Origin of the sequence: Rahnella laticis (assembly GCF_015644585.1) — a bacterium.
Taxonomy (GTDB): Bacteria; Pseudomonadota; Gammaproteobacteria; order Enterobacterales; family Enterobacteriaceae; genus Rahnella; species Rahnella laticis.
Window position 1 is genome coordinate 86,776 of record NZ_JADOBI010000011.1, and the last position, 25,376, is coordinate 112,151.

Annotated in this window: 19 protein-coding genes; 12 read left to right on the forward strand and 7 right to left on the reverse strand. The window is 54.5% G+C overall.

The genetic code is table 11. The annotated features are described in order from the left end of the window. The first annotated feature begins 29 nt into the window (after positions 1–29). Both IV433_RS20635 and IV433_RS20640 read left to right on the forward strand, forming a co-directional pair. Positions 30–2,156, forward strand: a complete 2,127-nt coding sequence (locus tag IV433_RS20635) for a S9 family peptidase (protein WP_195815730.1) — start codon at positions 30–32, stop codon at positions 2,154–2,156. A 57-nt stretch (positions 2,157–2,213) separates the two neighbouring features. Then, positions 2,214–4,481, forward strand: coding sequence for a TonB-dependent receptor domain-containing protein (locus IV433_RS20640; protein ID WP_195815729.1), 2,268 nt, complete (start codon positions 2,214–2,216; stop codon positions 4,479–4,481). An 80-nt stretch (positions 4,482–4,561) separates the two neighbouring features. Here the strand turns inward: IV433_RS20640 and IV433_RS20645 are convergent, their stop codons facing one another. Beyond that, positions 4,562–5,725 (reverse strand): MFS transporter, encoded by a 1,164-nt coding sequence (locus IV433_RS20645; RefSeq protein WP_195815728.1) that lies wholly within the window; start codon positions 5,723–5,725, stop codon positions 4,562–4,564. A gap of 217 nt (positions 5,726–5,942) precedes the next feature. Next, positions 5,943–6,860 (reverse strand): LysR family transcriptional regulator, encoded by a 918-nt coding sequence (locus IV433_RS20650; protein WP_195815727.1) that lies wholly within the window; start codon positions 6,858–6,860, stop codon positions 5,943–5,945. Positions 6,861–6,976: 116 nt separating this feature from the next. On the opposite strand from IV433_RS20650, the gene IV433_RS20655 reads away from it, so the two are divergent. The 3 genes from IV433_RS20655 to IV433_RS20665 all read left to right on the forward strand — a co-directional run bounded on the left by IV433_RS20655 (position 6,977) and on the right by IV433_RS20665 (position 8,855). Beyond that, complete coding sequence (locus IV433_RS20655; protein WP_195815726.1) at positions 6,977–7,852, forward strand: MBL fold metallo-hydrolase; 876 nt, start codon at positions 6,977–6,979, stop codon at positions 7,850–7,852. A gap of 292 nt (positions 7,853–8,144) precedes the next feature. Further along, positions 8,145–8,477, forward strand: coding sequence for a DUF805 domain-containing protein (locus tag IV433_RS20660; protein WP_195815725.1), 333 nt, complete (start codon positions 8,145–8,147; stop codon positions 8,475–8,477). A gap of 81 nt (positions 8,478–8,558) precedes the next feature. Continuing rightward, positions 8,559–8,855 carry a HigA family addiction module antitoxin gene (locus IV433_RS20665; protein ID WP_195815724.1) on the forward strand — a complete coding sequence of 99 codons (297 nt, stop codon included), beginning with the start codon at positions 8,559–8,561 and terminating at the stop codon, positions 8,853–8,855. A 37-nt stretch (positions 8,856–8,892) separates the two neighbouring features. On the opposite strand, the gene IV433_RS20670 is transcribed toward IV433_RS20665, so the two are convergent. Beyond that, on the reverse strand, positions 8,893–9,609 hold the full coding sequence (locus IV433_RS20670; RefSeq protein WP_195815723.1) for a tetratricopeptide repeat protein: 717 nt from the start codon (positions 9,607–9,609) through the stop codon (positions 8,893–8,895). A 129-nt stretch (positions 9,610–9,738) separates the two neighbouring features. Here IV433_RS20670 and IV433_RS20675 point away from each other — a divergent pair, with 129 nt between their 5' ends. Next, positions 9,739–11,493, forward strand: coding sequence for an ABC transporter ATP-binding protein/permease (locus tag IV433_RS20675; RefSeq protein WP_195815722.1), 1,755 nt, complete (start codon positions 9,739–9,741; stop codon positions 11,491–11,493). A gap of 182 nt (positions 11,494–11,675) precedes the next feature. Beyond that, a complete protein-coding gene (locus IV433_RS20680) occupies positions 11,676–12,416 on the forward strand; it encodes a GntR family transcriptional regulator (RefSeq protein ID WP_195815721.1) in 741 nt (246 codons plus the stop codon). 6 nt (positions 12,417–12,422) lie between these two features. Here IV433_RS20680 and IV433_RS20685 read toward each other — a convergent pair whose 3' ends face one another. Both IV433_RS20685 and IV433_RS20690 read right to left on the reverse strand, forming a co-directional pair. After that, a complete protein-coding gene (locus IV433_RS20685; RefSeq protein ID WP_195815720.1) occupies positions 12,423–14,024 on the reverse strand; it encodes a PTS transporter subunit EIIC in 1,602 nt (533 codons plus the stop codon). Positions 14,025–14,244: 220 nt separating this feature from the next. After that, on the reverse strand, positions 14,245–14,508 hold the full coding sequence (locus IV433_RS20690; protein ID WP_195815719.1) for a YdgH/BhsA/McbA-like domain containing protein: 264 nt from the start codon (positions 14,506–14,508) through the stop codon (positions 14,245–14,247). Between the two features lie 618 nt (positions 14,509–15,126). On the opposite strand from IV433_RS20690, the gene IV433_RS20695 reads away from it, so the two are divergent. Genes IV433_RS20695 through IV433_RS20705 form a run of 3 tightly spaced genes read left to right on the forward strand, consistent with a single transcriptional unit; the run spans position 15,127 to position 20,827 of the window. Beyond that, positions 15,127–16,260: an efflux RND transporter periplasmic adaptor subunit gene (locus IV433_RS20695; protein WP_195815718.1), complete on the forward strand. Its 1,134-nt coding sequence runs from the start codon at positions 15,127–15,129 to the stop codon at positions 16,258–16,260. A gap of 12 nt (positions 16,261–16,272) precedes the next feature. Next, positions 16,273–19,422 carry an efflux RND transporter permease subunit gene (locus IV433_RS20700; protein ID WP_195815717.1) on the forward strand — a complete coding sequence of 1,050 codons (3,150 nt, stop codon included), beginning with the start codon at positions 16,273–16,275 and terminating at the stop codon, positions 19,420–19,422. Continuing rightward, complete coding sequence (locus IV433_RS20705; RefSeq protein ID WP_195815716.1) at positions 19,415–20,827, forward strand: efflux transporter outer membrane subunit; 1,413 nt, start codon at positions 19,415–19,417, stop codon at positions 20,825–20,827. The genes IV433_RS20700 and IV433_RS20705 overlap by 8 nt, the downstream gene beginning before the upstream one ends. 78 nt (positions 20,828–20,905) lie before the next feature. Here the strand turns inward: IV433_RS20705 and IV433_RS20710 are convergent, their stop codons facing one another. Both IV433_RS20710 and IV433_RS20715 read right to left on the reverse strand, forming a co-directional pair. Further along, positions 20,906–21,169 carry a helix-turn-helix domain-containing protein gene (locus tag IV433_RS20710; protein WP_195815715.1) on the reverse strand — a complete coding sequence of 88 codons (264 nt, stop codon included), beginning with the start codon at positions 21,167–21,169 and terminating at the stop codon, positions 20,906–20,908. A gap of 361 nt (positions 21,170–21,530) precedes the next feature. Next, on the reverse strand, positions 21,531–21,890 hold the full coding sequence (locus IV433_RS20715; protein WP_195815714.1) for an endonuclease domain-containing protein: 360 nt from the start codon (positions 21,888–21,890) through the stop codon (positions 21,531–21,533). A 284-nt stretch (positions 21,891–22,174) separates the two neighbouring features. Between IV433_RS20715 and IV433_RS20720 the strand changes: the two genes are divergently transcribed. Both IV433_RS20720 and IV433_RS20725 read left to right on the forward strand, forming a co-directional pair. Further along, the gene (locus IV433_RS20720) at positions 22,175–24,085 is read left to right on the forward strand and encodes an NAD(P)-binding protein (RefSeq protein ID WP_195815713.1); all 1,911 of its coding nucleotides are present in this window, start codon (positions 22,175–22,177) and stop codon (positions 24,083–24,085) included. Beyond that, complete coding sequence (locus tag IV433_RS20725) at positions 24,082–25,260, forward strand: cytochrome c (protein ID WP_195815712.1); 1,179 nt, start codon at positions 24,082–24,084, stop codon at positions 25,258–25,260. Before IV433_RS20720 ends, IV433_RS20725 begins: the two co-directional genes overlap by 4 nt. The last annotated feature ends 116 nt before the right edge of the window (positions 25,261–25,376 follow it).

A 25,376-nucleotide genomic window follows, 5' to 3' on the forward strand; every position in this document is an offset into this window, starting at 1 on the left:
TTTATTGTTTTCAATATCATCGGGCCACTATGACTTTTTCACGTTTTATTACGCTGTTACTGGCGGGAACTCTCTTTTTCTGCGCGACGGCAACCGCTGAATTCCAGCCGCCGGTCGCTGAAAAACATCCGCATATTTTGAGCAGTGCAACCGAGCGCCGGACGGACAATTATTACTGGCTGCGCGACGATTCCCGGCAGGATCCTAAGGTCCTGAATTATCTGCGTGCGGAGAACCAGTACAGCGCGCAGGTAATGTCGCGCTGGTCAGATTTGACCAACACGCTGTATCAGGAAATGCGCCTGCGTCAGGGCGAACACACCGAATCCGTGCCCTACGAATTACGCGGTTATCGCTATCAGCAACGCTATTTACCGGGCCAGGATTACGCACAATATCTGCGTCAACCGGTTGGCGGAAATACCGTCTGGCAGACGCTGGCCGATGCCAGCCAGCGTGCGGCGGGCAAAAAGTTTTATCAGTTTGGCGGGCTGGAAATCAGTCAGGATAATCAGCAAATGGCTATTGCCGAAGATACGCAGGGGCGTCGCCAGTTTGCCGTCAGCCTGCGCAATCTCAACACCGGCCGCTGGCAAAACGACGTACTGCACAATACCTCGGGAAGTATGGCGTGGTCCGCCGACGGAAATTATCTGTTTTACATCCGTAATCACCCGCAAACGCTGATGCCGTATCAGGTTTATCGCCACAAAATCGGCACACCGGTGGCGCAGGACGCGCGGGTTTACGAAGAGAAAGATGGCGGATTTTACCTCGGCCTTTCCCGTTCGGCGTCCGGTGAGTTCCTGATTATTCTCAGCAGCGGCAGTACGTCGTCTGAAGTTCATCTGATCCCGGCCGCCAGTCCGCTGGCGGTTCCGCAGCGCTTCACGCCACGTCGTGCGGGCGTTGAATATTATCTGGATCATTACCGCGGCCAGTTTTACATCCGCTCCAACCTGTACAGCCCGCATTTCGGTCTGTATCAGACAACTGACATCGCAGGTCAGTGGCAAACGCTGATCGCGCCAGACGATAACCGTGACCTGGAAAACTTCGCGCTGTTCCGCCGCCATCTGGTGTTGCAGGTTCGCAGCCAGGGACGCGTGCAGCTGGAACAGATTGGCCGGGAAGATCACAAAACGCGAACCGTGCCGTTCGATGAAGAAAGTTACATGGCGTGGCTGGGTTCCAACCCCAGCCCGGAAACCGACAAACTGCGTTACGGCTATTCCTCGATGACCACGCCAACCACGATTTATGAATGGGACATGGCGACCGGTACCCGCACGCTGTTGCAGCAAAAGCCGGTCGAAGGCGTGGATCCGGCCAATTATGCCAGTCAGCGGCTGATGATTACCGCACGCGACGGCGTGCAGGTGCCGGTTTCGCTGGTGTACCGCAAATCGCTGTTTAAGAAAGGCCGGAATCCGCTGCTGGCGTACGGCTACGGCGCGTACGGCATGAGCATGGATCCGGCGTTCAGCGCCAGCCGCATCAGTTTGCTGGATCGCGGTTTTGTGTTTGCGCTGATCCACGTTCGCGGCGGCGGCGAGCTGGGTCAGCAGTGGTATCAGCAAGGGAAACTCGACAAAAAACCGAATACCTTCAATGACTTTATTGATGCCACGCAGGCGATGGCGGAGAAAGGTTTCGGCCAGCCGGGGCATTTATACGCTCAGGGCGGCAGCGCGGGCGGCCTGCTGGTGGGCGCTGTCATCAATCAGGCACCGGCGCTGTTTCACGCGGTCGTGGCGCAGGTGCCTTTCGTTGATGTGCTGACCACCATGTCTGATCCGACGTTACCGCTCACCGAAGGCGAGTACGAAGAGTGGGGAAATCCGGCGCAGCCCGCCGCCTATCGGACCATCAAATCCTACAGCCCTTACGACAATGTGCGACCAGCCGCTTACCCGAATCTGTTTGTGACGGCCGGATTGTACGACTCACAAGTGCCCTACTGGGAACCGGCGAAATGGGTCGCCAGATTACGCGCCATGAATCAGGGGAATTCCCTGATCTTACTGTCCACCGAAATGGCCGCTGGGCACGGCGGGAAATCAGGCCGCCTGAACCGCCTGAAAAATACCGCGCAGGAATACAGTTTCATCCTTGAGATGGACAAAAATAATAATAATCGCAGTCCCCGTTTTTAATTTACGGAACGCAATGCAGGGCAATAACAATTAGAAAATATCGCTCCTCGAGGGAATATGAAAAATACACTTTTCACCGGCATATTAAGTGCCGGTTTAACGCTGGCCGCACCGCTGGCATTCGCTGACACCACAGATTCAGAAAGTAATAAAGAAACCGTCGCCTTCAGCCCGCTGAAAGTTTCTGCGGCAAAAGTAAACAGTGAACATGAAGCGATGGCAAAGCCCGGCGCGTTCAGCTCGCGTGGTGAAAACACCAACCTGCAATCGACCGATTCGGTGTTGCGCGGTATACCCGGCACCTTCACGCAGATTGACCCGAGCCAGGGCACGGTAGACGTCAATATTCGCGGAATGTCCGGCTTTGGGCGCGTCAACACCATGATCGACGGCGTCACCCAAAACTTCTACGGCTCCTCAGTACCGGGCGGGATTTCCCACGGCTCGACGAGCAGCGCGGCGGGCGCACTGATCGACCCGAATTTCCTGGTCGGCATTGATGTCTCGCGCGGCTCCAGCGCCGGTTCAGCCGGGGTTAACGCCCTCGCGGGCAGCGCCAACCTGCGCACTATCGGCGTAGATGACGTGATTTTTTCCGGCAATCCGTTCGGGATACGCACCCGCTTTTCCGCCGGGAATAACGGCATCGGCGAAAGCGGTATGGTGGCGGTGGCGAGCAAAACAGACGCCTTCACCGACACCGGCAGTTTTGGCATTATGGCGGCCATCAGCGGCAGTTCTATCGATGCTGATTTCAAAAATGGCGACGGTCAGAACAGCAGCGATTTCGGCTACGAAAAGAGTTACCGCCAGAATCCGAAATCCCAGTTAGTGAAAGTGGATATTAAACCGGATGAATTTAACTCTATTGAATTATCCGGGCGGCATTACGAGAATAAATTTACCCAGCGTGATATCCGCAGCGATGACTTCTATATGAAATATCATTTCGCGCCCTTCTCTGAGCTGGTGGATTTTAATCTGATGCTGAGCACCAGCCGCGGGAATCAAAAGTATAACGAGAACACGCTTTATACTTTTTATAATACCGATGCCAGCAATCAGTCTGACGCTCTCGATATTAATAACACCTCGCGCTTTACGCTCGCTGACGTGGATTTAGCGTGGAGTTATGGCAGTAAGCTGATGCGTAATAAGTACGATAAAAACATCAACAGCAACGCCTGGGATCCGGATAACCCGGATGCGGCAGAACAGTCCATCGAGAACAACACTTTCCAGCCTTCCGGCAAACAGGATGTTTACAGCCTGTATACCGGGCTGGAGCTGAAAAAAGGCATCTGGCAGGCCAACTTTGACCTGAATTACAGCTATTACGATCTCAGCGGATACAAACCGGCGTGCGATCCGCGCGTTGCCTGTTTCCCGCAGGGTGGCCAGGATATCCATTTAACCGAAGACGGATTTAACCCGTCGGTCATGTTGTCGGCGGAAGTCCGGCCATGGTTCCAGCCGTTTGTCAGCTACAGCAAATCCATGCGCGGTCCGAACGTTCAGGAAGTGTTTTTCTCCAACTCAGGCGGCGCGTCCATGAACCCGTTCCTGAAAGGCGAACGGGCTGAAACCTACCAGATTGGTTTCAACTCCACTGCCGGTAACCTGTTGTTTGAAGAGGATGCTTTCCGCCTGAAAGCCCTGTATTACACCAGCAGAATCAAGAATTACATCTACAGCGAATCCTTTATGGTGTGCCGTAATGGCCGCAAATGCAGCATTGGCGAAAATATCCAAAACGACTGGGAAGATGCCAGCGATGAGTATTCCGACAACATGTATATCTACGTGAATTCCCTGTCGCCGGTGCGCACACACGGCGTTGAGATTGAAGCGGAATATGATGCCGGACGCGCCTTCGCCAAACTTTCGTTCAGCAAGGAACACACCAATCAGCCGACGTCGATCGCTACCGGTTCCTTTGGCGTCGGCAATATTAACGAGCTGCCGCAGATGTATTTCACGGTGGATACCGGCGTGCGTTTCCTCGATGAATCCCTGACCGTAGGCTCGCTGGTGAAATACACGGGGAAAACCCGCCGCACCTCACCGGATCAGAACTTCAACGAACAAACCGGCGCGCTGGAAAACGAAGATATGCCGAAGATCCCGACGATTGTCGATCTCTACAGCACCTACGAAATTAACCGTAACGTGATGCTGAAATTCACCGTGCAGAACCTGATGGATAAAGATTATTCAGAAGCCCTGAATAAACTGAATTCTATGTACGGCCAGAATGACCCGGGCACGTCGGTTAACACAGCCCGCGGCCGGACGTATATCGCGGGCGGCGAAATCCGCTTCTGATCACTTCACATCAGATAAAAGCAAAAAAAAGGCCACGCAGAAATCATTCCGCGTGGCCCTTTCAACACATTTCTTACAGGTTACGCGACGGCTTTCTCAGCCTTTTTCGCCGCACGGCGGAAAGTGATCACGCAAAGCACGAAACCAACAGCGCCCAAACCGCCCGCCGCCAGCGGGACAACGCTCAGGCCCAGCCCGCGTTCAATCACCACGCCGCCCACCCAGGCACCCAGCGCATTACCCACGTTGAAGGCTGCAATATTGAGCGTCGACACCAGATTGGGCGCGTGTTTGCCGTAAGTCACCACGTTCACCTGCAAGGCCGGAACGGCGGCGAAGTTCACCATCGCCCAGATGAACAACGTGATTTCCGCGGCCACCAGATGCACGCTGGTGAAGCTGAACAGCACGGAAAACACGGCGATCAGCAGGAAAGTCATGGTCAGGGAAACGCCCAGACGCCAGTCCGCCAGACGCCCGCCAACCACGTTACCGATGGTCAGGCCGAGGCCAATCAGCAGCAGCGTCCAGCTGACGCCGTGCTCAGAAACGCCGGTGATTTCGGTCAGGATTGGCGCGATATAGGTGAACAGTGCGAACATCGCCGCAGAAAAGAAGATAGTAATCGACAGCGACAGCCACAAACCCAGGCTGCCCAGCGCGCGGATTTCTTTACGCAAATCCGTTGGTTCTTCTTCTTTCTTATCCGGCAGCTTTTTATACAGCGCAAACAGCGACGCCACACCGATGACGGCCACAACCCAGAAAGTTGAACGCCAGCCAAAAGCCTGCCCCAGCGCGGTGCCCAGCGGAACGCCCAGCACGTTTGCCAGCGTCAGGCCGGTAAACATCAGCGCCACCGCAGAAGCACGGCGGTTCGGTGCCACCAGACTGGCCGCAACGACCGCGCCAATCCCGAAGAATGCGCCGTGGCACAGTGCGGTGATCACGCGCGCCAGCATCAGGAAGCCGTAGCTGTAGGACAACGCACACATCACGTTGCCGATAATAAAGATGCTCATCAGCAGCAGCAGGGTTTTCTTGCGCGGCAGTTTGGCGGTCAGCACGGCCATGATTGGCGCGCCGATAGCCACGCCCAGCGCATAGCCGCTGATTAACCAGCCTGCGGAAGGAATGCTGACATTCAGATCACCCGCCACATTGGGCAACAGCCCCATGATGACGAATTCGGTGGTACCGATGGCAAATGCGCTTAGCGCCAGTGCCAGGAGTGCGACAGGCATAAAAACTCCGGATATTTTAGTTATGTTTAATGGCTCCGGTATTCCACCGGATTGGCTTAAATACCACGTTGATCACACTTTTGACCAGACGCAGTCTGTGCCCTGACTGCCTGCAAAACGTTCAATATCCGGATTAATCTTTACATAACAATACATTGCATAAATTGCGATAAAAGCCGAAAAGGAACCGATTCCAGTAAGCGCCTTGCGAAGCGGCTCAGCGCTTTTCATCCGTCAGGGACAGCCAGCGCGGATGCCCTTTGAACCATTCCACCAGGAAATCGAGCAAAGCACGCAGCGCCGCAGGCATCTGCCGCCGTGACGCGTAAATCGCGTAAATGCCCATTTCCTGCGGCTGCCAGCCTTCCAGCAGGGAAACCAGCTGCCCGCGGGCAATCAGCGGCGCCGCCGAGTAATAAGGCTGCATGACAATCCCCGCGCCTTCCACCGCGCCGGTCAGCAACACCAGCGATTCATTGGCGCTCAGATTACCGCTTACCGGCACCGTCACTTTTTCGCCCTGATGCTCAAACTGCCACAGGCTTTTGCCAAAATAGGTGTACGTCAGGCAGTTGTGGACGCTCAGATCCTGCGGATGCAGTGGCGTGCCCTGCGCGGCAAGATACGCCGGAGAGGCGCACACCACCGACGGACACATCGCCAGTGGCCGGGCAATCAGGTTCGGATCCAGATCATTGGTAATGCGCAGCGCCAGATCGATACGGTCTTCCACCAGATTGATTGCCCGGCTTTCCAGCTGGAGATCGATGCTCACCTGCGGGTGACGCCGCAAAAACTCGCTGACGGCAATCACCACCGCGCCCTGCCCGAAAGATTGCGAACAACTCAGGCGCAGTAAGCCGCGCAGTGCCTCACTGCCGGTATCGGCCACGCTGCCCATTTCCGCCGCGACCGATAGCATTTTCCGGCACCGCGCCAGCGTGTTTTCACCGGCATCGGTCAGGCTGAGCTTGCGGGTGGAACGGTGCAGCAGGCGTGCGCCCGACCACTTTTCCATCTCCGACAAATAACGCGTCACCATCGCCCGCGACATATTCAGCGACTCGGCGGCATTGATCATGCTTCCGCGTTCCACGATGGCAACAAAGACTTGTGCAGCGGTAATTCTGTCCATGATTCGTCCGGTTTATGCAACAAACAGTTGCGTATTATCCGGTTTTTCCCGCGGATTATGCAACGTACAGTAGATGCTTACTGAACGTGATTATTTTTGCTCTCTGAGGAAATGCTATGCGCCTGTCCCTGAAACCCCTGACTTTGATCGCCGCCCTTCTGGGCAGCAGCCTGTCCGCTCATGCCGCCACCGCGCTGAAAATGGACGTTTATAACCCCGGTGAAAAAAGCGTATTTCCGGTGTCTTCTGAAATTATTACCGGTGAAAAAGACGCGGTGCTGATCGACGCACAGTTCCAGCGCAATGACGCGCAGAAACTGGTGGAGATGATCAAAGCAACCGGCAAAAAGCTGACCACCGTGTACATCAGCCAGTCGGATCCGGACTTTTACTTTGGCCTGGATGTGATCCACGCGGCTTTCCCGGAGGCTAAAATTATCGCCACACAGGCAACGGTCGATCAGATCAATGCCACCAAAGACGGCAAAGTCGCTTTCTGGGGCCCGCAACTGAAAGATAACGCGCCGAAATCGGTCGTCGTTCCGGCTCCGCTGAAAGGCTCATCTTTCGAGCTGGAAGGCCACAAGTTTGAAATTCAGGGCGTGGATGCGGAACGCACTTTCGTGTGGATCCCGTCGCTGAAAGCCGTCGTTGGCGGTGTGCTGGTGAATGGCGACAACATGCATGTCTGGACTGCCGATACCCAAACCACGACATCGCGCAAACAGTGGGTCGAAGCGCTGGATGAAATCGCCGGGCTGAAACCGTCCGTTGTGGTGCCGGGGCATTTCCTGCCAGGCGCTTCTCAGACGCTGGAAGCCGTGAAATTCACCCGCAACTATCTGCTGACGCTGGAAAAAGAGCTGCCAAAAGCTAAAGATTCCGCCGCGCTGGTCGCTGCGATGAAAAAACATTATCCGCAGCTGAAAGACGATTCTTCATTACAGCTGAGTGCAAAAGTATTGAAAGGCGAAATGAAGTGGCCGCAGTAAATACTCTTCTTTAAATAATGAATAAAATCTGACGGCGATATTATTTATCGCCGTTTTTTATTTTCAGAAAATACAGAGGAACTCTATTTACTATTTATCATTACGTTAGCCATCAGCCTTTCCCAAACAGCCAAAACATCTTTTATTAAACAATAACAACGCATTAATCAGTAATTGAAGCCTCACTTTCCCCGTATTAGACTCCGCACGGCATTACACTTCCCCAAAAAAGGTACAGGGAAAATCCTATTCATTCTGGGATTACCCACCTCAATTTATATAAAGGAATATTATGAATTGGTATATCAAGGCAATAAAGAATTACTCCACATTTTCTGGCCGGGCGAAAAGAAGGGAGTACTGGTGGTTTACCCTTTTTAATGGTCTTATTTCATTAGGCGTAACGTTGTTTGCCCTGTTATTTGGCGATGATTGGATTATCTCGACGATTTACTCTTTATTCGCATTCTTACCGGGTCTGGCAGTTATGGTTCGCCGTAATCACGATACCGGTTACAGCGGCTGGTGGATCCTCTGCCCTATTTTTAACCTGATCCTGATGTTCTTCAAAAGCGATCCTGAAGATAACCGCTTTGGCCCATATCCGGCGGAAACGGCGGAATAATAGTGTGAAACAGGGTGTTGCTTCACACGCAACACCCTGTATTCTTATGTATAACTCATACAACGATCAGGATTATCACTGATGAACATGCATAACCCACCTCATCCCGGTGAACTGATTGCAGAAACGCTGGATGAGCTGAACGTCAGCGTGCGTGAATTCGCCCGCGCCCTGCACATCGCGCCTTCAACGGCTCAGCGGATCGTGACAGGGAAAATGGCCGTGACGCCGGAAATGGCGGTTAAGCTGGCAGCGGTATTGGGAGGCTCAGCAGAGTACTGGCTGAATTTGCAGGCAAACCGGAGCTTGTGGATAGCAGAACAAACGGTGGACACCAGCGGATTACACCGGCTGGTCATGACGTTAAAACCCGCATAACGCGGGTTTTTTATTACCTGAAAATCCTCACCTCAACCTACTGCGTCACCCTGACAAACTGCCCTTCGGCGCGGACGTTTTGTCCGAAACCGCAGTCGCCGGTGGTATGCAGCATGACGCTGGCGACATCAAATTTCATATCCACGCTGCACTGGCCGCCGCCCGCGGAGGCATCGTCGGCTTCGTGATAAACCGCGTAATTATCTTTCACCGCCGTCACGACGGAGAAATCGCCGGTGTTCGGGCCGTAGTACAATGACATTTGCCCCATGTACATACCGGTGAAATCGATTTTGAACTGCGCTTCTTCCGCTTTGACTTCCACCAGATTCCAGCTGCCGAAACCGGCATATTGCCAGTAAACGCCCGCCGGAGATTCCGGCTGCGGTAAGGCATCCAGTTTTGGCTGGATCTGACCCAGATTGTACTGTGATTTTTTGTCCGCAGGCGCCAGCATCAGCCACGCTTTGGCTTTCAGGTAATCTCCCTGCTTTATGTAGGTCAGTGCGATGTTGTTGTAAGCCGTCGCAATCTGGTCCTGCGGTTTGTGGCAAAACTCACTCCAGGCCACCTGATTACGGAAAATTTCCCGCGCTTTGGCGATGTCCCCTTGCTGATACGCCACTTTTCCGGCGGCCGCATAGATGCCCGCTTTTACGCAATCGTTCGCAATATCCGGTTCATCAATCTGAGCAAACGCCTCAACACTGGCAAAACATCCTGCCACCAGCAGTAAATTCACTGCGACTTTCATCAAACATCCTTCTACTTTTGTGGTCTACAGAGCTTCGTGCTGGAAAAACATCCTTACAAGTGGCTCATTGCTCTATCGCGCTGAGGCACTCATTCTGGGATGATTGGCTTCACAACATATCGATGACTAATGGCAATTATGACTAAAAAACCTGGGAAATCGGCGCAATGGGGCGCCGTCTGGCAGCTAATTAAGCCTTACTGGCGCTCAGAAGAAAAGTGGCGTGCCTGGGGCATGTTAACCACGATTATCATCCTCTCGCTGGCCGGCGTGTACCTCAGCGTACAATTCAACGAATGGAACCGCGTTTTTTATGACGCGCTGCAAAACAGAAACTATCCGGTTTTCAAAGCTCAGCTCTTCAAATTTACCTGGCTGGCGCTGCTGTTTATTGTCATTGCGGTGTATCGCGTTTATCTGACGCAGGGCCTGCAAATGAGCTGGCGGCGCTGGATGACCGAAGAGTATATGGAGAAGTGGCTGACCAATCACGCCTATTATTACACGGAGTATCAGCATCAGGTCGATAACCCCGATCAGCGTATTTCCGATGACCTGAATTCCCTGACCAGCGGCACGCTTTCTCTGGTGCTCGGGCTGTTGTCGAGCGTGGTCACACTGTTCTCCTTCGTGTTTATTTTATGGTCTATCAGCGGGCCGTTGTCCTTTGCGATTGCTTCCCATGAATTTACGATCCCCGGTTATATGGTGTGGTTCGCGATCCTTTACGCTGCCGTCGGTTCTGCCATCATCTGGTCGGTCGGTAAGCCGTTAGTTCGTTTAGGTTTTAATCAGGAATGGTTCGAGGCGAACTTCCGTTTCGGGCTGATCCGTATCCGTGAAAACAGCGATGCGATTGCGTTGTATCACGGCGAGAAAAATGAGCACGACCAGCTGACCGGCAAATTTGATTCCATCAAAACCAACTGGTGGTCAATCATGCGCGTCACCCGTCGCCTGAACATTGCCACCAACTTCTACGCGCAGTTTGCCAATATTTTCCCGATTCTGGTGGCCTCTCCGCGCTATTTCTCCGGTGCAATCCAGCTCGGCGCACTGATGCAGATTTCCTCAGCATTTGGTCAGGTTCAGGACGCATTATCCTGGTTTATCAACGCGTTTGATAATCTGGCAAGCTGGAAAGCCACCGTGAACCGTCTGGCCGGTTTCAACGCCGCCATTGATCAGGTTAACGCTCAGCCGCGCGGCATTAAAGTGGGGCAAAACACAGAACATGCGTTGAAACTTGATAACCTGACGCTGAATCTGCCGGACGGCAGCCCGCTGTTCTGCAACGTTTCTGCGGCCATGAAACCGGGCGAACGTGTGCTGGTTGCCGGTCCTTCAGGTTGTGGTAAATCCACATTGCTGCGCGCGATTGCCGGTATCTGGCCTTACGGCGCAGGCAATGTTTCGCTGGCCGAAGGTAAGCGCTATCTGTTCCTGCCACAGCGCAGTTACATCCCGATCGGGACGTTGCGTGATGCGCTGAGTTATCCGGACACTGACCGCGATTACACCGACGAGCAGTTGCAGCGCGTGCTGGAACAATGCCGTCTGCCGCATCTGGCGAAAACTGAAGTGCTGGATGACTACGCCAACTGGAGCCAGCGCCTGTCGCCGGGCGAGCAACAGCGTCTGTCATTTGCCCGCGCCCTGCTGATCAAGCCTGATACGCTGTTCCTCGATGAAGCGACCAGCGCAATGGATGAAGAAACTGAACACCGGGTTTATTCGCTACTGCTGAGCGAACTGCCGGAAACCTCGGTAATCAGCGTCGCGCACCGCAGCACGGTGGCGAAATATCATCAGCATTGCTGGCAGTTCAAAAATCAGGAAAACGGCCCGTGCGGTTTCACCACTTCGGCGATTTTGCCTGAATAAAACCTGACACCACCGTCCTGTGGTTTCGAAATACAGAAAGGTTGCTGATGTCAGCAACCTTTCTTTTTTGTGTGCTGAAACCCATTTCGCGCAGAAAATCAACAGTCTGGTTGGTTCAAATGTATACCTGACTATACAATTATCCTTAAGTGACTTTCTTTAAATCCGGAGGTTCAGGTCTGATGAAAATAGATAAAAACTCGTTCACACCGCTTTACCTGCAAATCGAACAACAACTGACCGAGAAAATCAGCGCGGGTGAGATCAAACCCGGTGATCCCATCCCGACGGAAGCCGCATTATGTGAGATCTACGGTGTATCCCGCATGACCGCGCGCAAGGCGGTGGATTATCTGGTGCGCCAGGGACGTGTGGCGCGTTTTCGCGGACGCGGCACCTTCGTCGTTGAACCCGGCGAACAACAGAAAATCGTCCTGCCGCTCGACCGCCATCTGACCGCCAGCGAAGTCGCGCAGGAAAATAATCAGCGCATCGAAAATCAGGTTCTGGAATTTCGCCGGACGCCCGCCAGCGACGAAATTGCCCGCGAGCTGAATATCCCGGCGGGAACGGACGTCTATTTCATGATCCGCCTGCGGTTGCTGGGCGATGAGCCGTTCGTGTATGAACAATGCTGGATGCGCGCCGATAACCTGCCTGATATCAGCCGCGCGGCGATGACATCGTCGAAATACGCCTATCTGCGATCCAAAGGTTTTCAGCCAGCGGGCAGCACAAAACTCATTTCCGCCGAACTGCCTTCCAATGAAATCCGCCTTGCACTGAATCTGTCCCGCGATCAGCCGGTGCTGCATTCGCACGCCGTGGTGTCATTTACCGACGGCACGCTGTTTGAAGTTTCCGACGTCTACTACAACCAGAAAAACTACAGCTTCAGCGTCCATGCCAAAGTTAAAAGCTAGCGGCCATCAGGCTATGCCTGACAACTCCGCCTTCACCAGATTTGCCACCTGTTCAACCTGCGGACCATAAATCACGTGAACATCCGTTTCGGTGATCCGTTTCACGCCTGCCGCACCGGTTTTCATTAACGTGCCGTCCTGCACCTGAGCCATATCTTTGACCTTCACCCGCAAACGGGTAAAGCAGCAGTCGACGGCGGTAATATTTCCCTCGCCCCCCAGACCGATAATGATATTTTTGGTTTTCTCGCCGGTTCCCTGCGCCGGTTTTGCACGTTCTTCGGCATCATTTTCATCTTCACGCCCCGGCGTTTTCACCTTCATGCGCAAAATAACCCAGCGGAAACTGAAGTAATAAACCGGCGCATAGATGATCCCGAGGATCAGCGGATACCACCAATGCGTTTTGCTGCCACCCAGTACGCCGAAGATCAGGAAGTCGATCGCCCCGCCCTGCACGTTTCCGATCATTACATGCAGCATCTGCATCAGTACGAACGAAAGCCCGGTCAGCACCGCATGCAGGATATAAAGCACCGGCGAGACGAAGATAAAGCAGAACTCGAGCGGCTCGGTGATCCCGGTGGTAAATGACGCCAGCCCCCCCGCCAGCATCAGCGCTTTCACACGGCCTTTATGTTCGGGGCGCGCGCAGTGATACATCGCCAGCGCGGCCGCCGGTAAGCCAAACATCATGACCGGAATTTTCCCCTGCGCCAGGAAGCGCGTCGCCTGCTGCGTGACGGCATCCGGAATCATCCCCGGATTCGCCAGCGCGGCATTAAAGATATTCAGCGCGCCGACAATGCTCTGGTTATCCACCGTTGTCACCCCGCCAATCGGCGTGAAACGCACGGTTTCGTTGATGATGTGATGCAAACCCGTCGGGATCAGCAACCGTTCCGACGTTGCATAAATGAACGTCCCGATTTCTCCCGTACGGCCAATCAGTTCGCCAACCCACTGAATACCCAGTGCAATCGTCGGCCAGATCAGCGACATAATGACGCCGACAACCGGCAGCACGAGGATGGTAATAATCGGCACGAAACGACGCCCGCCGAAGAAGGCAATCGCGGTCGGCAACACAATCGTATAAAACCGGTTATGCAGCCACATGGTGATAAGTCCGACCAGCACACCGCCCAGCACGCTCATGTTGTAGGTGAAAATCCCCAGCGTGTTGGTGAACTCGGCAGCGTAAATCATCGCGTTACTTTCGGTCATGCCTTTTGCGGTGAGCTTCGCAACGGTAATGGTGTCCGGTGTAATCCCCTGCGCCAGCAGGCTGTAATTCACCCCGACGTGCAGCCCGACAAAGCCGATCACTGCGGAAAAGGCCGCTGTGGCCTTTTCTGCATTGGCCAGACCCATCGCGGTGGCAACGGCAAAAAACAGCGGAAGATTGGCGAACAATGCGCCGGAAACCTGACGGATAAACCCGATCACCAGCTGCAAGGTTTTCATCTGGGTAAAGGCTTCGCCGGTCACCGCCGGATTCTGTAACGCGGCCGCCAGCCCTAAGAAGATCCCGGCGGCGGCAATCACCGAGATAGGCGTCATCAGGGCCTTGCCCAGATCGTGAATTTTGCTGCCAAGTTTAATCATCTGAAATCCCTCAATTGGGTGGCTAAAAATAAGCCGTTAATTGAGTTAAGTCACAGAATGTATAGTTGTATAGACATAGAAGTCAGGAGTATGAAAGGGATCACAGTTTTGCGGGAAGAAAACGGGCGGGGTCAGACGTGTAAAAGATGCAAATCAACCGGAAACATACGCTAAAAAGCGGGGGTATGTTCCGGTTGAAGGTGAGTTTGCAGGGCGAAGCTTACTTGTAAACCTCCGCCGTGGCATTGACGCGGTTTGCTTCATCCGCGGCGATAACCACATAATAATTACCGCCCTTTTCATCTGCCAGACGCGAAAGTTCCGCTTTCGCATCCATCGGTGAGGACGTCACACCCGACGTATCCACCCGGCCTATTTTCTCGTATTCCTTTGCCTGCTCGCGGGTAATTTCCTGCGCGGCCATCGCGCCAAACGAGAAAGTGCCCAGTAATACGGCTGCTGCTGCTACTTTTAAAGTCTTCATCATCACTCCTTTTGATTGGCCTGAAGGCTTAGTAAAACTGGTTTTATTATTACCATGAATTATAAGAGCAGCAAGTAAACCGAAGTAAAGTTATATGCTTTATCTATTGGTTATGTCGGAGAAGTGAAGGGAAAGTAAAGGCAAAAAAAAGCCCACATCGGACTGTGGGCACGGGGGTTGCAACTGGCCGTCGTTCAGTACGGCTGGCAACAAGCAAATGTGAGAACTGCTCGCTCTCGGGTCTTAAGGTAACGGCAGACCGGCAGAACCTTCAGCCTTTTCTGGTAAACGGCAGGTTAAAATGTATAAATTTGTTTGATCCAGATCACACTTCGCCGCGCTACAACAATTCATTTACGTTCAGACGATTCTGCTGAAAATCCCGCTTAAGCCTTATTGGTTAGTTTGCTAAGTAACAAATAACCTGCCCTTTGCGACTGCACGAAAAGATTAAAACCTCAATGATACAAGGGGTTATGCCGCAACATTTACCTTCCATTTTGAAACATCGCAACATGCGTCATGACAATAACCTTACACAGCGAATTGTGGCGCTCTCGTATAGTGGGGGACTTGTTGAGAACGGTTATTCTCAATTCCCCAAAAAGAGTGAATTCTATGCGCCTGAAGTTTCTTTCTGTCAGTACGGTTGTACTGCTTTCCGCATGTGATGGTTCCGCCGGTTCTGCCTCTCCGGCGGCACAAGTGCCTGCGGTCAATGTCGTCACTCTGCACAGCCAGCCCGTCACGTTAACCACCCGCCTGCCCGGCCGCACAACCGCGGTGCGCAGCGCCGAAGTTCGTCCGCAGGTCAGCGGCGTAATCCAGAAACGTCTGTTTGTGGAAGGTAGCGAAGTCAAAGCCGGTCAGCAGCTTTATCAGATTGATCCGTCAACCTATCAGGCGGCCTATGACCGCGCGATGGCGACATGGAAAAGCGCCGATGCCACCGCGCGCCGCTACAAACCGCTGGTCGAAGCGCAGGCAGTCAGCCGTCAGCAGTATGACGACGCCGTAGCCGCCGAGCGCGAAGCCGCCGCCGATGTCGAAACGGCCCGCGTGAATCTGCAATACACCAAAGTTTACGCGCCGATTTCCGGCCACATTGGCCGTTCGCTGTCGACCGAAGGTGCGCTCGTCACCAGCGGCCAGACGGCGTATCTGACCACGATTGACCAGCTGAATCCTATCTACGTGGACGTCAGTGAATCCTCACAGGATTTGCTCAAACTGCGTCGCGCGCTGGCTTCCGGCAAATTGCAGTCCGCCGGTGAAAACGCCGCACAGGCCAATCTGACGCTGGAAGATGGCAGCAAATACGCCTTGCCGGGCAAACTGGAATTCTCAGAAGTGACGGTTTCGCAAAGCACCGGTTCCGTGACGCTGCGCGCCTCATTCCCGAATCCGCATGACGAATTACTGCCGGGCATGTTTGTTCACGCCGAGCTGCAACAGGGCGTGGATGACAAAGGGATCCTCGTGCCGCAGGAAGCGATCATGCACGACGTGAAAGGCGCACCGTACGTTTACGTGGTGAAAGCCGATAACACCGTCGAGCAGCGTTCCATCACCACCGGCCAGATGATGAATGGCTACTGGCTGGCAAATCAGGGGCTGAACGACGGCGATAAAGTGATCACCGACGGATTACAAAACGTCAGAGCGGGCGCAAAAGTTAATGCCACCGAGCGCCCGGCCAGCGCCCCTGCCGCACAGGCTAATCTCGCGATGACCGATCCTTCCGCGCAATAACGGGTGAGCTGAATGTCTACTTTCTTTATTAACCGTCCCATATTCGCCTGGGTTGTCGCTATCGTCATCATGATCGCCGGTGCGCTGTCGATCATGCAGCTGCCGATCAACCAGTACCCGAATATTGCCCCACCGGCGATTTCCGTCAGCGTCACCTATCCGGGTGCTTCGGCAGAAACCGCGCAGAATACCGTCGTCCAGGTTATCGAACAGCAACTTAACGGGCTGGATAACCTGCGTTACATCGAATCGCAAAGTAACAGCGACGGCAGTGCCACGATTATCGCCACCTTCGATCAGGGGACTAACCCGGATATCGCGCAGGTTCAGGTGCAGAACAAAGTGTCTCTGGCCGAATCGCAGTTGCCGACCGAAGTGGTCAATCAGGGTATCCGTATTGCCAAATATCAGGCCAACTTCATGCTGCTGGTCAGCCTGATTTCGACCGATGGCAAAATGAGTAACTCGGACCTGAGTAACCTGCTGGTCACCAAACTGGAAGACCCGATTGTCCGTACCAAAGGCGTCGGCGACTTCCTGGTGCTCGGTTCAGAATACGCGATGCGTATCTGGTTAGATCCGGCGAAGCTCTATAAATATCAGCTGATCCCAAGTGATGTCAGCGCGGCCATTGAAGCGCAAAACGTGCAGGTTTCTTCCGGTTCTCTCGGCGGATTACCGACGGTGAAAGACAGCAAAGTTAGCGCCACCATCATTGGTAAAACGCGTTTTGACAGCATCAGCCAGTTCAAAAATGTGCTGCTCAAAGTGAATGCCGACGGTTCTCAGGTGCGCCTGAGTGATGTCGGGAATGTGGATCTGGGGCCGGAAAGTTACTCCATTTCCTCCACCTTTAACGGCAGACCGTCAACCGCCATCGCCCTGCGTCTGGCGAGCGGCGCGAACGTGCTTGATACCGATAAAGCCGTTAAAGCCACGGTCGCCGGGCTGGAATCATCCCTGCCTGCGGGCGTGAAAGTAGAATTCCCGTACCAGACCGCGCCGGTGGTCAGCGCCTCCATTGAAGAAGTGGTGAAAACGCTGATCGAAGCCATCGTGCTGGTGTTCTGCGTCATGCTGCTGTTCCTGCAAAACCTGCGCGCCACGCTGGTCACCACGCTGGTGGTACCGGTCGTTCTGCTCGGGACGTTCGGCATTCTGGCCGCCGCGGGGTATTCCATTAACACCCTGACAATGTTCGGGATGGTGCTGGCGATAGGCCTGCTGGTGGATGATGCCATCGTGGTGGTGGAAAACGTCGAACGTGTGATGACGGAAGAAAAGTTATCGCCAAAAGAAGCCACGATTAAGTCGATGAAACAGATTCAGGGCGCCCTGTTCGGGATCGCGCTGGTGCTGTCGGCGGTATTAGTGCCGATGGCGTTCTTCGGCGGTTCAACCGGCATCATCTACCGTCAGTTCTCGATTACCATTGTTTCCGCGATGGCGCTTTCGGTTCTGATGGCACTGATTTTCACCCCGGCGCTGTGTGCCACCATCATCAAACACAACGACGAAGAGAAATCGCAGAAAGGCTTCGCCGGCTGGTTTAACCGTAATTTCGACAAAGGCGCGATGCATTACACCCGCGCCGTCGGCACGGTCATCTCCCGCCGTCGTCTGTTTATGCTGATTTACCTGCTGATTGTGGTTGCCACCGGGTTTATGTTTACCCGCGTGCCGACAACATTCCTGCCGGATGAAGATCAGGGCGTCATGCTGATTCAGGCCACGTTGCCGGCCAACGCCTCATCACAACGTACGCAGGAAGTGCTCGATAACGTCCGCGAATACCTGATGGATAAAGAAGGCGGGATTGTCTCGTCGGTGTTCACCGCCAACGGCTTCAGCTTCGCCGGTCGCGGGCAGAACGTCGGCATTGCGTTCGTCCAGCTGAAAAACTGGGCACAACGTCCGGACGCCGCGCAGAAAGTCCAGGCGCTGGCGGGCCGTGCGATGGGACATTTCGCCACCATCAAAGATGCCCGCGTGTTTGCCTTCGTACCGCCTGCGGTGATGGAGCTGGGTAACGCCACCGGTTTCGACTTCTTCCTTCAGGACACCAACGGCAAGGGGCACGAAGCCCTGATGGCCGCGCGTAACCAGTTCCTGCAAATGGCGTCGCAGGATAAACGCCTGACCGCCGTTCGCCCGAACGGAATGGAAGACGAACCGCAATACCAGCTGGAAATCGACGACGAACGCGCGCAGGCGCTGGGTCTGAGCCTCGACGACATCAACAACACGCTGTCAGCGGCCTGGGGTTCGGCGTACGTGAACCAGTTCATGTACAACAACCGCGTGAAGCGCGTTTACATCCAGGGCAAGGCGGCGTCCCGCGTTACGCCTGAGGATCTGAACAACTGGTATTTCCGTAATACCAGCGGCGATATGGTGCCGTGGAGCGCTTTCGGCAGCGGTAAATGGGTTTACGGCTCACCGCGTTACGAGCGTTTCAACGGGGTTTCCTCGGTGGAACTGATGGGCGCACCGGCACCGGGCTACAGCTCGGGCGATGCCAACGAAGCCGTCATGGAAATCGCCGCCAAACTGCCGCAGGGCTACAAAGTGGCGTGGCACGGCCTGAGTTATGAAGAAAAGCTCTCCGGCTCGCAAACGCCGGCGCTCTACACCCTGTCTCTCATCGTGGTATTCCTGTGTCTGGCCGCGTTGTATGAAAGCTGGTCGATTCCGTTCTCAGTTCTGCTGGTGGTTCCGCTGGGGATCCTCGGGACGATCGGCGCGGTGTTGCTGCGCGGATTATCCAACGACGTCTTCTTCCAGGTCGGGCTGTTAACCACCGTCGGGCTGGCGGCGAAGAACGCCATATTGATTGTCGAATTCGCCAAAGAGCTGCACGAGAAAGAGGGAATGTCGATTATTGATGCCGCCGTGGAGGCCGCCAAGCTGCGTATCCGCCCGATCATCATGACCTCGATGGCCTTTATTCTCGGCGTATTCCCGCTGACGATTTCCAGCGGGGCGGGTGCAGGCAGCCAGCACTCTATTGGTACAGCGGTGGTAGGCGGCATGATCACCGCCACCTTCCTGGCGATTTTCTTCGTCCCGATGTTCTACGTGACGGTGGTAAACCTGTTCACGCGCAAATCAAAGAAACAAGACAAGGCGCTTCCGGCGACTGAGGCAACACACCATGAATAAACCGCATTTCGCGCTGTCCGTAATTGGCGCGTTTTCACTCACCCTGCTGGCGGGCTGTACGCTGGAACCGAAATATCAGCGTCCTGCCCTGCCGGTCGCCAGCAACTGGATCGCCGGTAACGGCGATAACACCCGCGCCGCGCAGGATATCGGCTGGAAAGCGTTCTTCAATGAACCGGCCATGAACCAGCTGATCGGCATGTCCCTGAATAACAACCGCGACTTACGGGTCGCGGCGTTAAACGTCGATACGGCGCGCGCCGCCTTCCAGATTGACCGCGCCGCCCTGCTGCCAACGCTCAATGCCAGCGCCGGTGAAACCAACCAGCATCTGCCGGGCGGATTGTATTCAACACAAACGTCGGGACCGGTAACGTATCAGCAATACAGCGCTAATCTCGGCGTGACGTCATATGAAGTAGATCTGTTTGGCCGCGTGCGCAGCCTGCGCGATCAGGGGCTGGAAACCTTCCTCGCCACCGAAGCCACGCAGCGCGCCACGCAAATCACGCTGGTTTCCGAAGTGGCTTCCGGCTATCTGAGCCTGGCGGCGGATAACGATCTGCTGAAACTGGCGATCAACACTGCCAACAGCCAGAACAAATCCTACGATCTGACCAAACGCAGCTACGATTCGGGTATCAGCACCTCGCAGGATCTGGTGCAGGCGGAAACCACGGTGCGGGCGGCGCAGGCCGATATCGCGCAGTACACGCGTCAGGTCCGTCAGGACGTCAACGCGCTGACATTGTTAGTCGGCACGACGATCCCGCAAAACCTGCTGGCCGGTGCCACGCTGCAACAGGACTGGAAATTCCCGCAGACGCCCGCCGGGTTACCCTCTGATCTGCTGACGCGTCGCCCGGATATTATTGCGGCGGAACACACCCTGAAAGCCGCCAACGCCAACATCGGCGCTGCCCGCGCGGCGTTCTTCCCAAGCATTACGCTGACCGGCACCGCCGGCTCTGAAAGCGGCAGCCTGAGTAAGCTCTTCGACGGCGGCACCGGCGCGTGGTCATTCATGCCATCGATTAATATCCCAATATTTGACGGCGGCGTGAATCAGGCGAACCTCGACATTGCCAAAGACACCAAGAAAATCGACATCGCCAACTATGAGAAAGCGATTCAGACGGCGTTCAAAGAAGTGTCCGACGGCTTAGCCGGTCAGGCGACCTACAAAGACGAACTGCTGGCCCGCACACAGGACGCCGACGCCAACCAGCGCAACTACGGTCTCTCGCAGATGCGTTTCAAAGGCGGCATCGACAACTACCTGAGCGTACTGGTCGCGCAACGTTCACTGTATTCCGCACAGCAAACGCTGATCACCACACAGCTCGCCCAACTGAATCAGGACATCAGTTTGTATAAAGCGCTGGGCGGCGGCTGGAAGGAGTAAATGTTTTGATTTGATAAGAAACGCCGACGGAAGTCGGCGTTTTTGTTTGCTGCGGCCTTTGCGGCGAAGCTTCCAGGTTTAGCGGTTTCCCCGCAGGATTTTCTCCACCAGTTCACCCCGCGTATTAAAATAACGGCTCGGCCAGATAATACTCGGATGCACATTCAGCGCATGCGCAATCACCTTCTCCCCTTTCGGCCACGGCCGCGAAAGCGCATTCGACAGCGTCGATGAACTCAGCCCCGCACCACGCGAAACCGCCGCCAGTGTCGTCCCTCTTTTCCGCAGTGCCGCAATGATGCCTGCCTGATGCCAGTCGGTGTAATTTTGTGGGTTATTCATGGAGGATCCTTTACTTGGTTATGAGTAAGTAAAACGTCTACGCAGGAAGAGTAAGCTGACATAAAAATTATCCCAAAACGGGATAGCACCAGATAAAAATTGATCAGGTCATTGATAGATAAGATGAAATTAAATGAAATATTGATGAGTTATCTGGGAAAAAATTTGGGTGAAAAATTTTATCCCGAGCCGTTTTTAATACCCCACCCCAACCCTCCCCTTCGCAGGGGAGGGAGCCGACCAAGATTTTTTTCACCTCCTGCGAATAACTCAGGCAACGTTGAGTTTAGGCTTTGGTTTCTAGCTCCTCCCCCTGCGAAGGGGGAGGTTGGGAGGGGGTTTAGCATGAAACGCCTGCGATTTAACGGAGCCTGCGTCGTTCAATTTCACCAAGCAAATGCTCAAGAACAGCCGGAAGCTCCTGCATTACCTGAAGATTTGTATATCGCAAAACCTTCATGCCAAAATCATTGAGAAGACATGTTCGCAATTCATCCGCAAAAATATCTTTCTCGTCGAAGTGACTTTCGCCGTCCACTTCGACAATCAGCGATATTTCCGCCGCGTAGAAATCAACAATATAAGGCCCGATCCCGTGCTGGCGCCGGAACTTCACACCCAGCGCTTTACCCCGGATAGCCTGCCATAAAATAAACTCCGGGCGCGTCAGGTTTCCCCTGAGCTGTTGTCGTAAATCCTTATGTTTTAAACCATTGAACATAGTGACTCCCCGCAGCCATTAATACCCCCTGTCCCCCCTTCACAGGGGAGCTGTTCTGAGCATATCGGTATACTCAGCAGCAAAAAACTCGGTCAAAGATTTTTGCGGCGAAGCTTCCAGGTTTACCAACTTACCGCCCCTTCATTCCTCATTTGCGCCCGACATCACTCTTCCTAAGTCGCTCTTTATGTTAAATTTGTTAAACAACTGAGACATTTTGTAAGCACAGAACTTTTGCTGCACGGCTTCCGTGCGGGTTGATGGTGTAATTTTGAGGAAACAATATGGGCATCACTCGTCGTGATTTTTTAAACGGTGTGGCGATTACCGTCACTGCCGGTATGACGCCGTTCGAGGCGCTGCGGGCTTCGCCGCAAACCGCTGCACAGTCTTTGTATTACCCGCCTTCGCTCACCGGTTTACGCGGGAATCATCAGGGATCTTACGAAGCCGCGCACATTCTCGGGCGCGAAGGTAAAAAGGTCGATCCCTCCGGTTTGCAGGTTGAGGATGAGTTCGATCTGGTGGTGGTCGGTGCCGGGATCAGCGGGCTGGCGGCGGCGTGCTTCTGGCAGGAGCAGCACGGAAAACAGCAGCGCATTTTACTGCTGGATAACCATGATGATTTCGGCGGGCATGCGAAACGTAATGAATTTCACGTTGAGGATAAAATGTTGCTCGGTTACGGCGGCAGTGAATCTTTCCAGTCGCCGCGCACTAATTTCAGCCCGGTGGCGATGGGATTACTGAAAACGCTGAACGTCGATATCGAGACGATGGCAAAAGATTTCGACCAGACGTTTTATCCGGATCTGCATCTGAGCCGTGGCGTGTATTTTGACCGTAAAAACTTTGGTGTAGATAAAATTGTCAGCGGCGATCCGGGCCGTGCGGTGGCCGATGACATTCCGCCAGAACGCCTGAATGGCCGCGATATCACTGCGTTCATCAACGATTTCCCGCTGCAGGAATCCGACCGCAAGGCATTGATCGCCCTGCACACCGAATCAAAAGATTATCTGCACGGTATGAGCCAGGAAGAGAAAGTCGCCTGGGTTGACGGGCACAGCTATACCCAATTTTTGCGCGAAAAAGTCGGGCTCAGCGAGATGGCGATCCGCTATTTTCAGCAACGTACCAATGATTTTCAGGCCGTCGGCATTGATGCGACATCGTGCAGTGACGCACGCATTTGCGCCCTGCCGGGGCTGGAAAATATGGGATTGCCGCCTCTGGATGCCGAATCGCTGGAAGACCTCGACCAGCCGTATATTTTCCACTTCCCCGACGGTAACGCCGGTTTAGCGCGTCTGATGGTGCGGCATCTGATCCCGCAAGTGGCACCCGGCAATACGATGGAAGATATTGTGCTGGCGAAATTTGATTACAGCCAGTTGGATAAGGCCGGGCGGCCGGTGCGCCTGCGCCTCAACAGCACCGGAATGCACGTCGCCAACGTGGAGCATGAAGGAAAACCGGCGGTTGACGTAACTTACATGACCGGCAGCACGCTGCACCGGGTTCGCGCCGGGCAGGCGGTGATGGCCGGTTACAATATGATGATCCCGTATCTGGTGCCTGAAATTGCCGAAACGCAAAAAGCAGCGCTGAAAGAGAATGTCAAAGCGCCACTGGTATATTCGAAAGTCGTGATCCGCAACTGGCAGCCGTTTATCAAGCTGGGCGTTCACGAGATTTACTCCCCCGCCGCGCCTTACAGCCGCGTGAAGCTGGATTATCCGGTGGATATGGGCGGTTATCAGCACCCGCGCGACCCGAACCAGCCGATTGGCCTGCATATGGTTTACGTCCCGACCTTGCCGGGCAGCGGCCTCAGCCCGCGCGAACAGTCGCGTAAAGGCCGCGCCCTGTTACTCGGCACCCCGTTCGACGTTCACGAAAAAATGATCCGCGAGCAGCTTCAGGGCATGTTCGGCGAGGCCGGTTTCGACCATCAGCGCGACATTATGGCGATCACCGTCAACCGCTGGTCGCACGGCTATTCCTACTTCCTCAGCGGGATGTTCGACGATGAAGAACAGTCGCAGAAAACCATTCACCTTGCCCGTCAGCCGGTCGGGCGGATCACCATCGCTAACTCCGATTCTGACTGGAGTCCGTACGCCAACTCGGCGGTGGATCAGGCATGGCGCGCGGTGAATGAACTGACGGCACTGAAGAAGGAGAACGCATGAGAAATCTGATGATTTTCGCCACGCTGATGGCGACAGCGGGCTCCGCGGTGGCTTTGTCCGAAGGAGAATACGTCGCTAAATCAGCCGACTGTGCGGCCTGCCATACTTCGCCGCAGGGCAAGGATCTGACCGGCGGTGTGCGTTTCGCCACACCGCTCGGGGATATTTATTCCACCAATATCACGCCGGATATTCAGCACGGCATAGGCGGCTACAACTTCGACGCGTTCAATAAAGCGATGCGCGAAGGCATAGCCAAAGATGGTCATGCACTCTATCCGGCGATGCCCTACACCTCATACGTGAAAATGAGCGATAAGGACATGCGCGCACTGTATGACTACCTGATGAAAGAGGTGGAACCTCAGCCGGTCGCTAACCGCGACAATGACATCAGCTGGCCGATGTCGGTTCGCTGGCCGCTGCACGTTTGGAACAGCATTTTCCTGGAGAACGGCGAATACAAACCGCAGGCAGATCAGAGTGCCGAATGGAACCGGGGCGCTTATCTGGTACAGGCTGCAGGACACTGCGGTGCCTGTCACACACCGCGCGGCTGGGCGCAGCAGGAAAAAGCGGTTGATCAGCAAAACGTAGCGTTTCTGAGTGGCGGGGAACTGGATGGCTGGTCCGCGCCTTCGCTGCGCGGCCTGAAAATCAGCCAGCCGGAACTGGTGACATTGCTGAAAACCGGGCGCAATACCCGTGACGCTGTCAGCGGGCCGATGGGGGAAGTGATCACCAACAGTACGCAATTTATGACTGACGCCGATCTCAACAGCATGGCTGTTTATCTGCTGAGCCTGAAAGCAGAGGTTCCGCAAAAACCGGCTAAAACCGCCGTCGCAACGCCTGCCGGGCAGCAAACCTTTATGCGCTATTGTTCTACCTGTCACGGGGTGAATGGCGATGGAAAGGCACTGGCCATCCCTGCGCTGGCGGGCAATCTGACGGTGAATTCAGAAAATCCGCAAACCCTGTTGCGGGTGATCCTCTACGGCGGTCAGACACCGGTGACCGCAGAACATATGTCCAATACGATGCCGGGTTATGGCTGGACGCTGACCGATCAGCAAGCCGCTGAGTTAACCAATACCCTGCGCGCCAGCTGGGGAAATCAGGCCGCAGAAGTCACACCGGGCGATGTGGCTAAGGCACGTAAAGCCGGGAAATAGGTCAATGCGGGGTCGGGGTAAAACCCGGCTCCGTTTAGACATAACACATCTTTCAACCCTGATTTTTGCTTCCTTGCATGCAAACGGCTACACTTTATCTCTACAGTAAAGACACT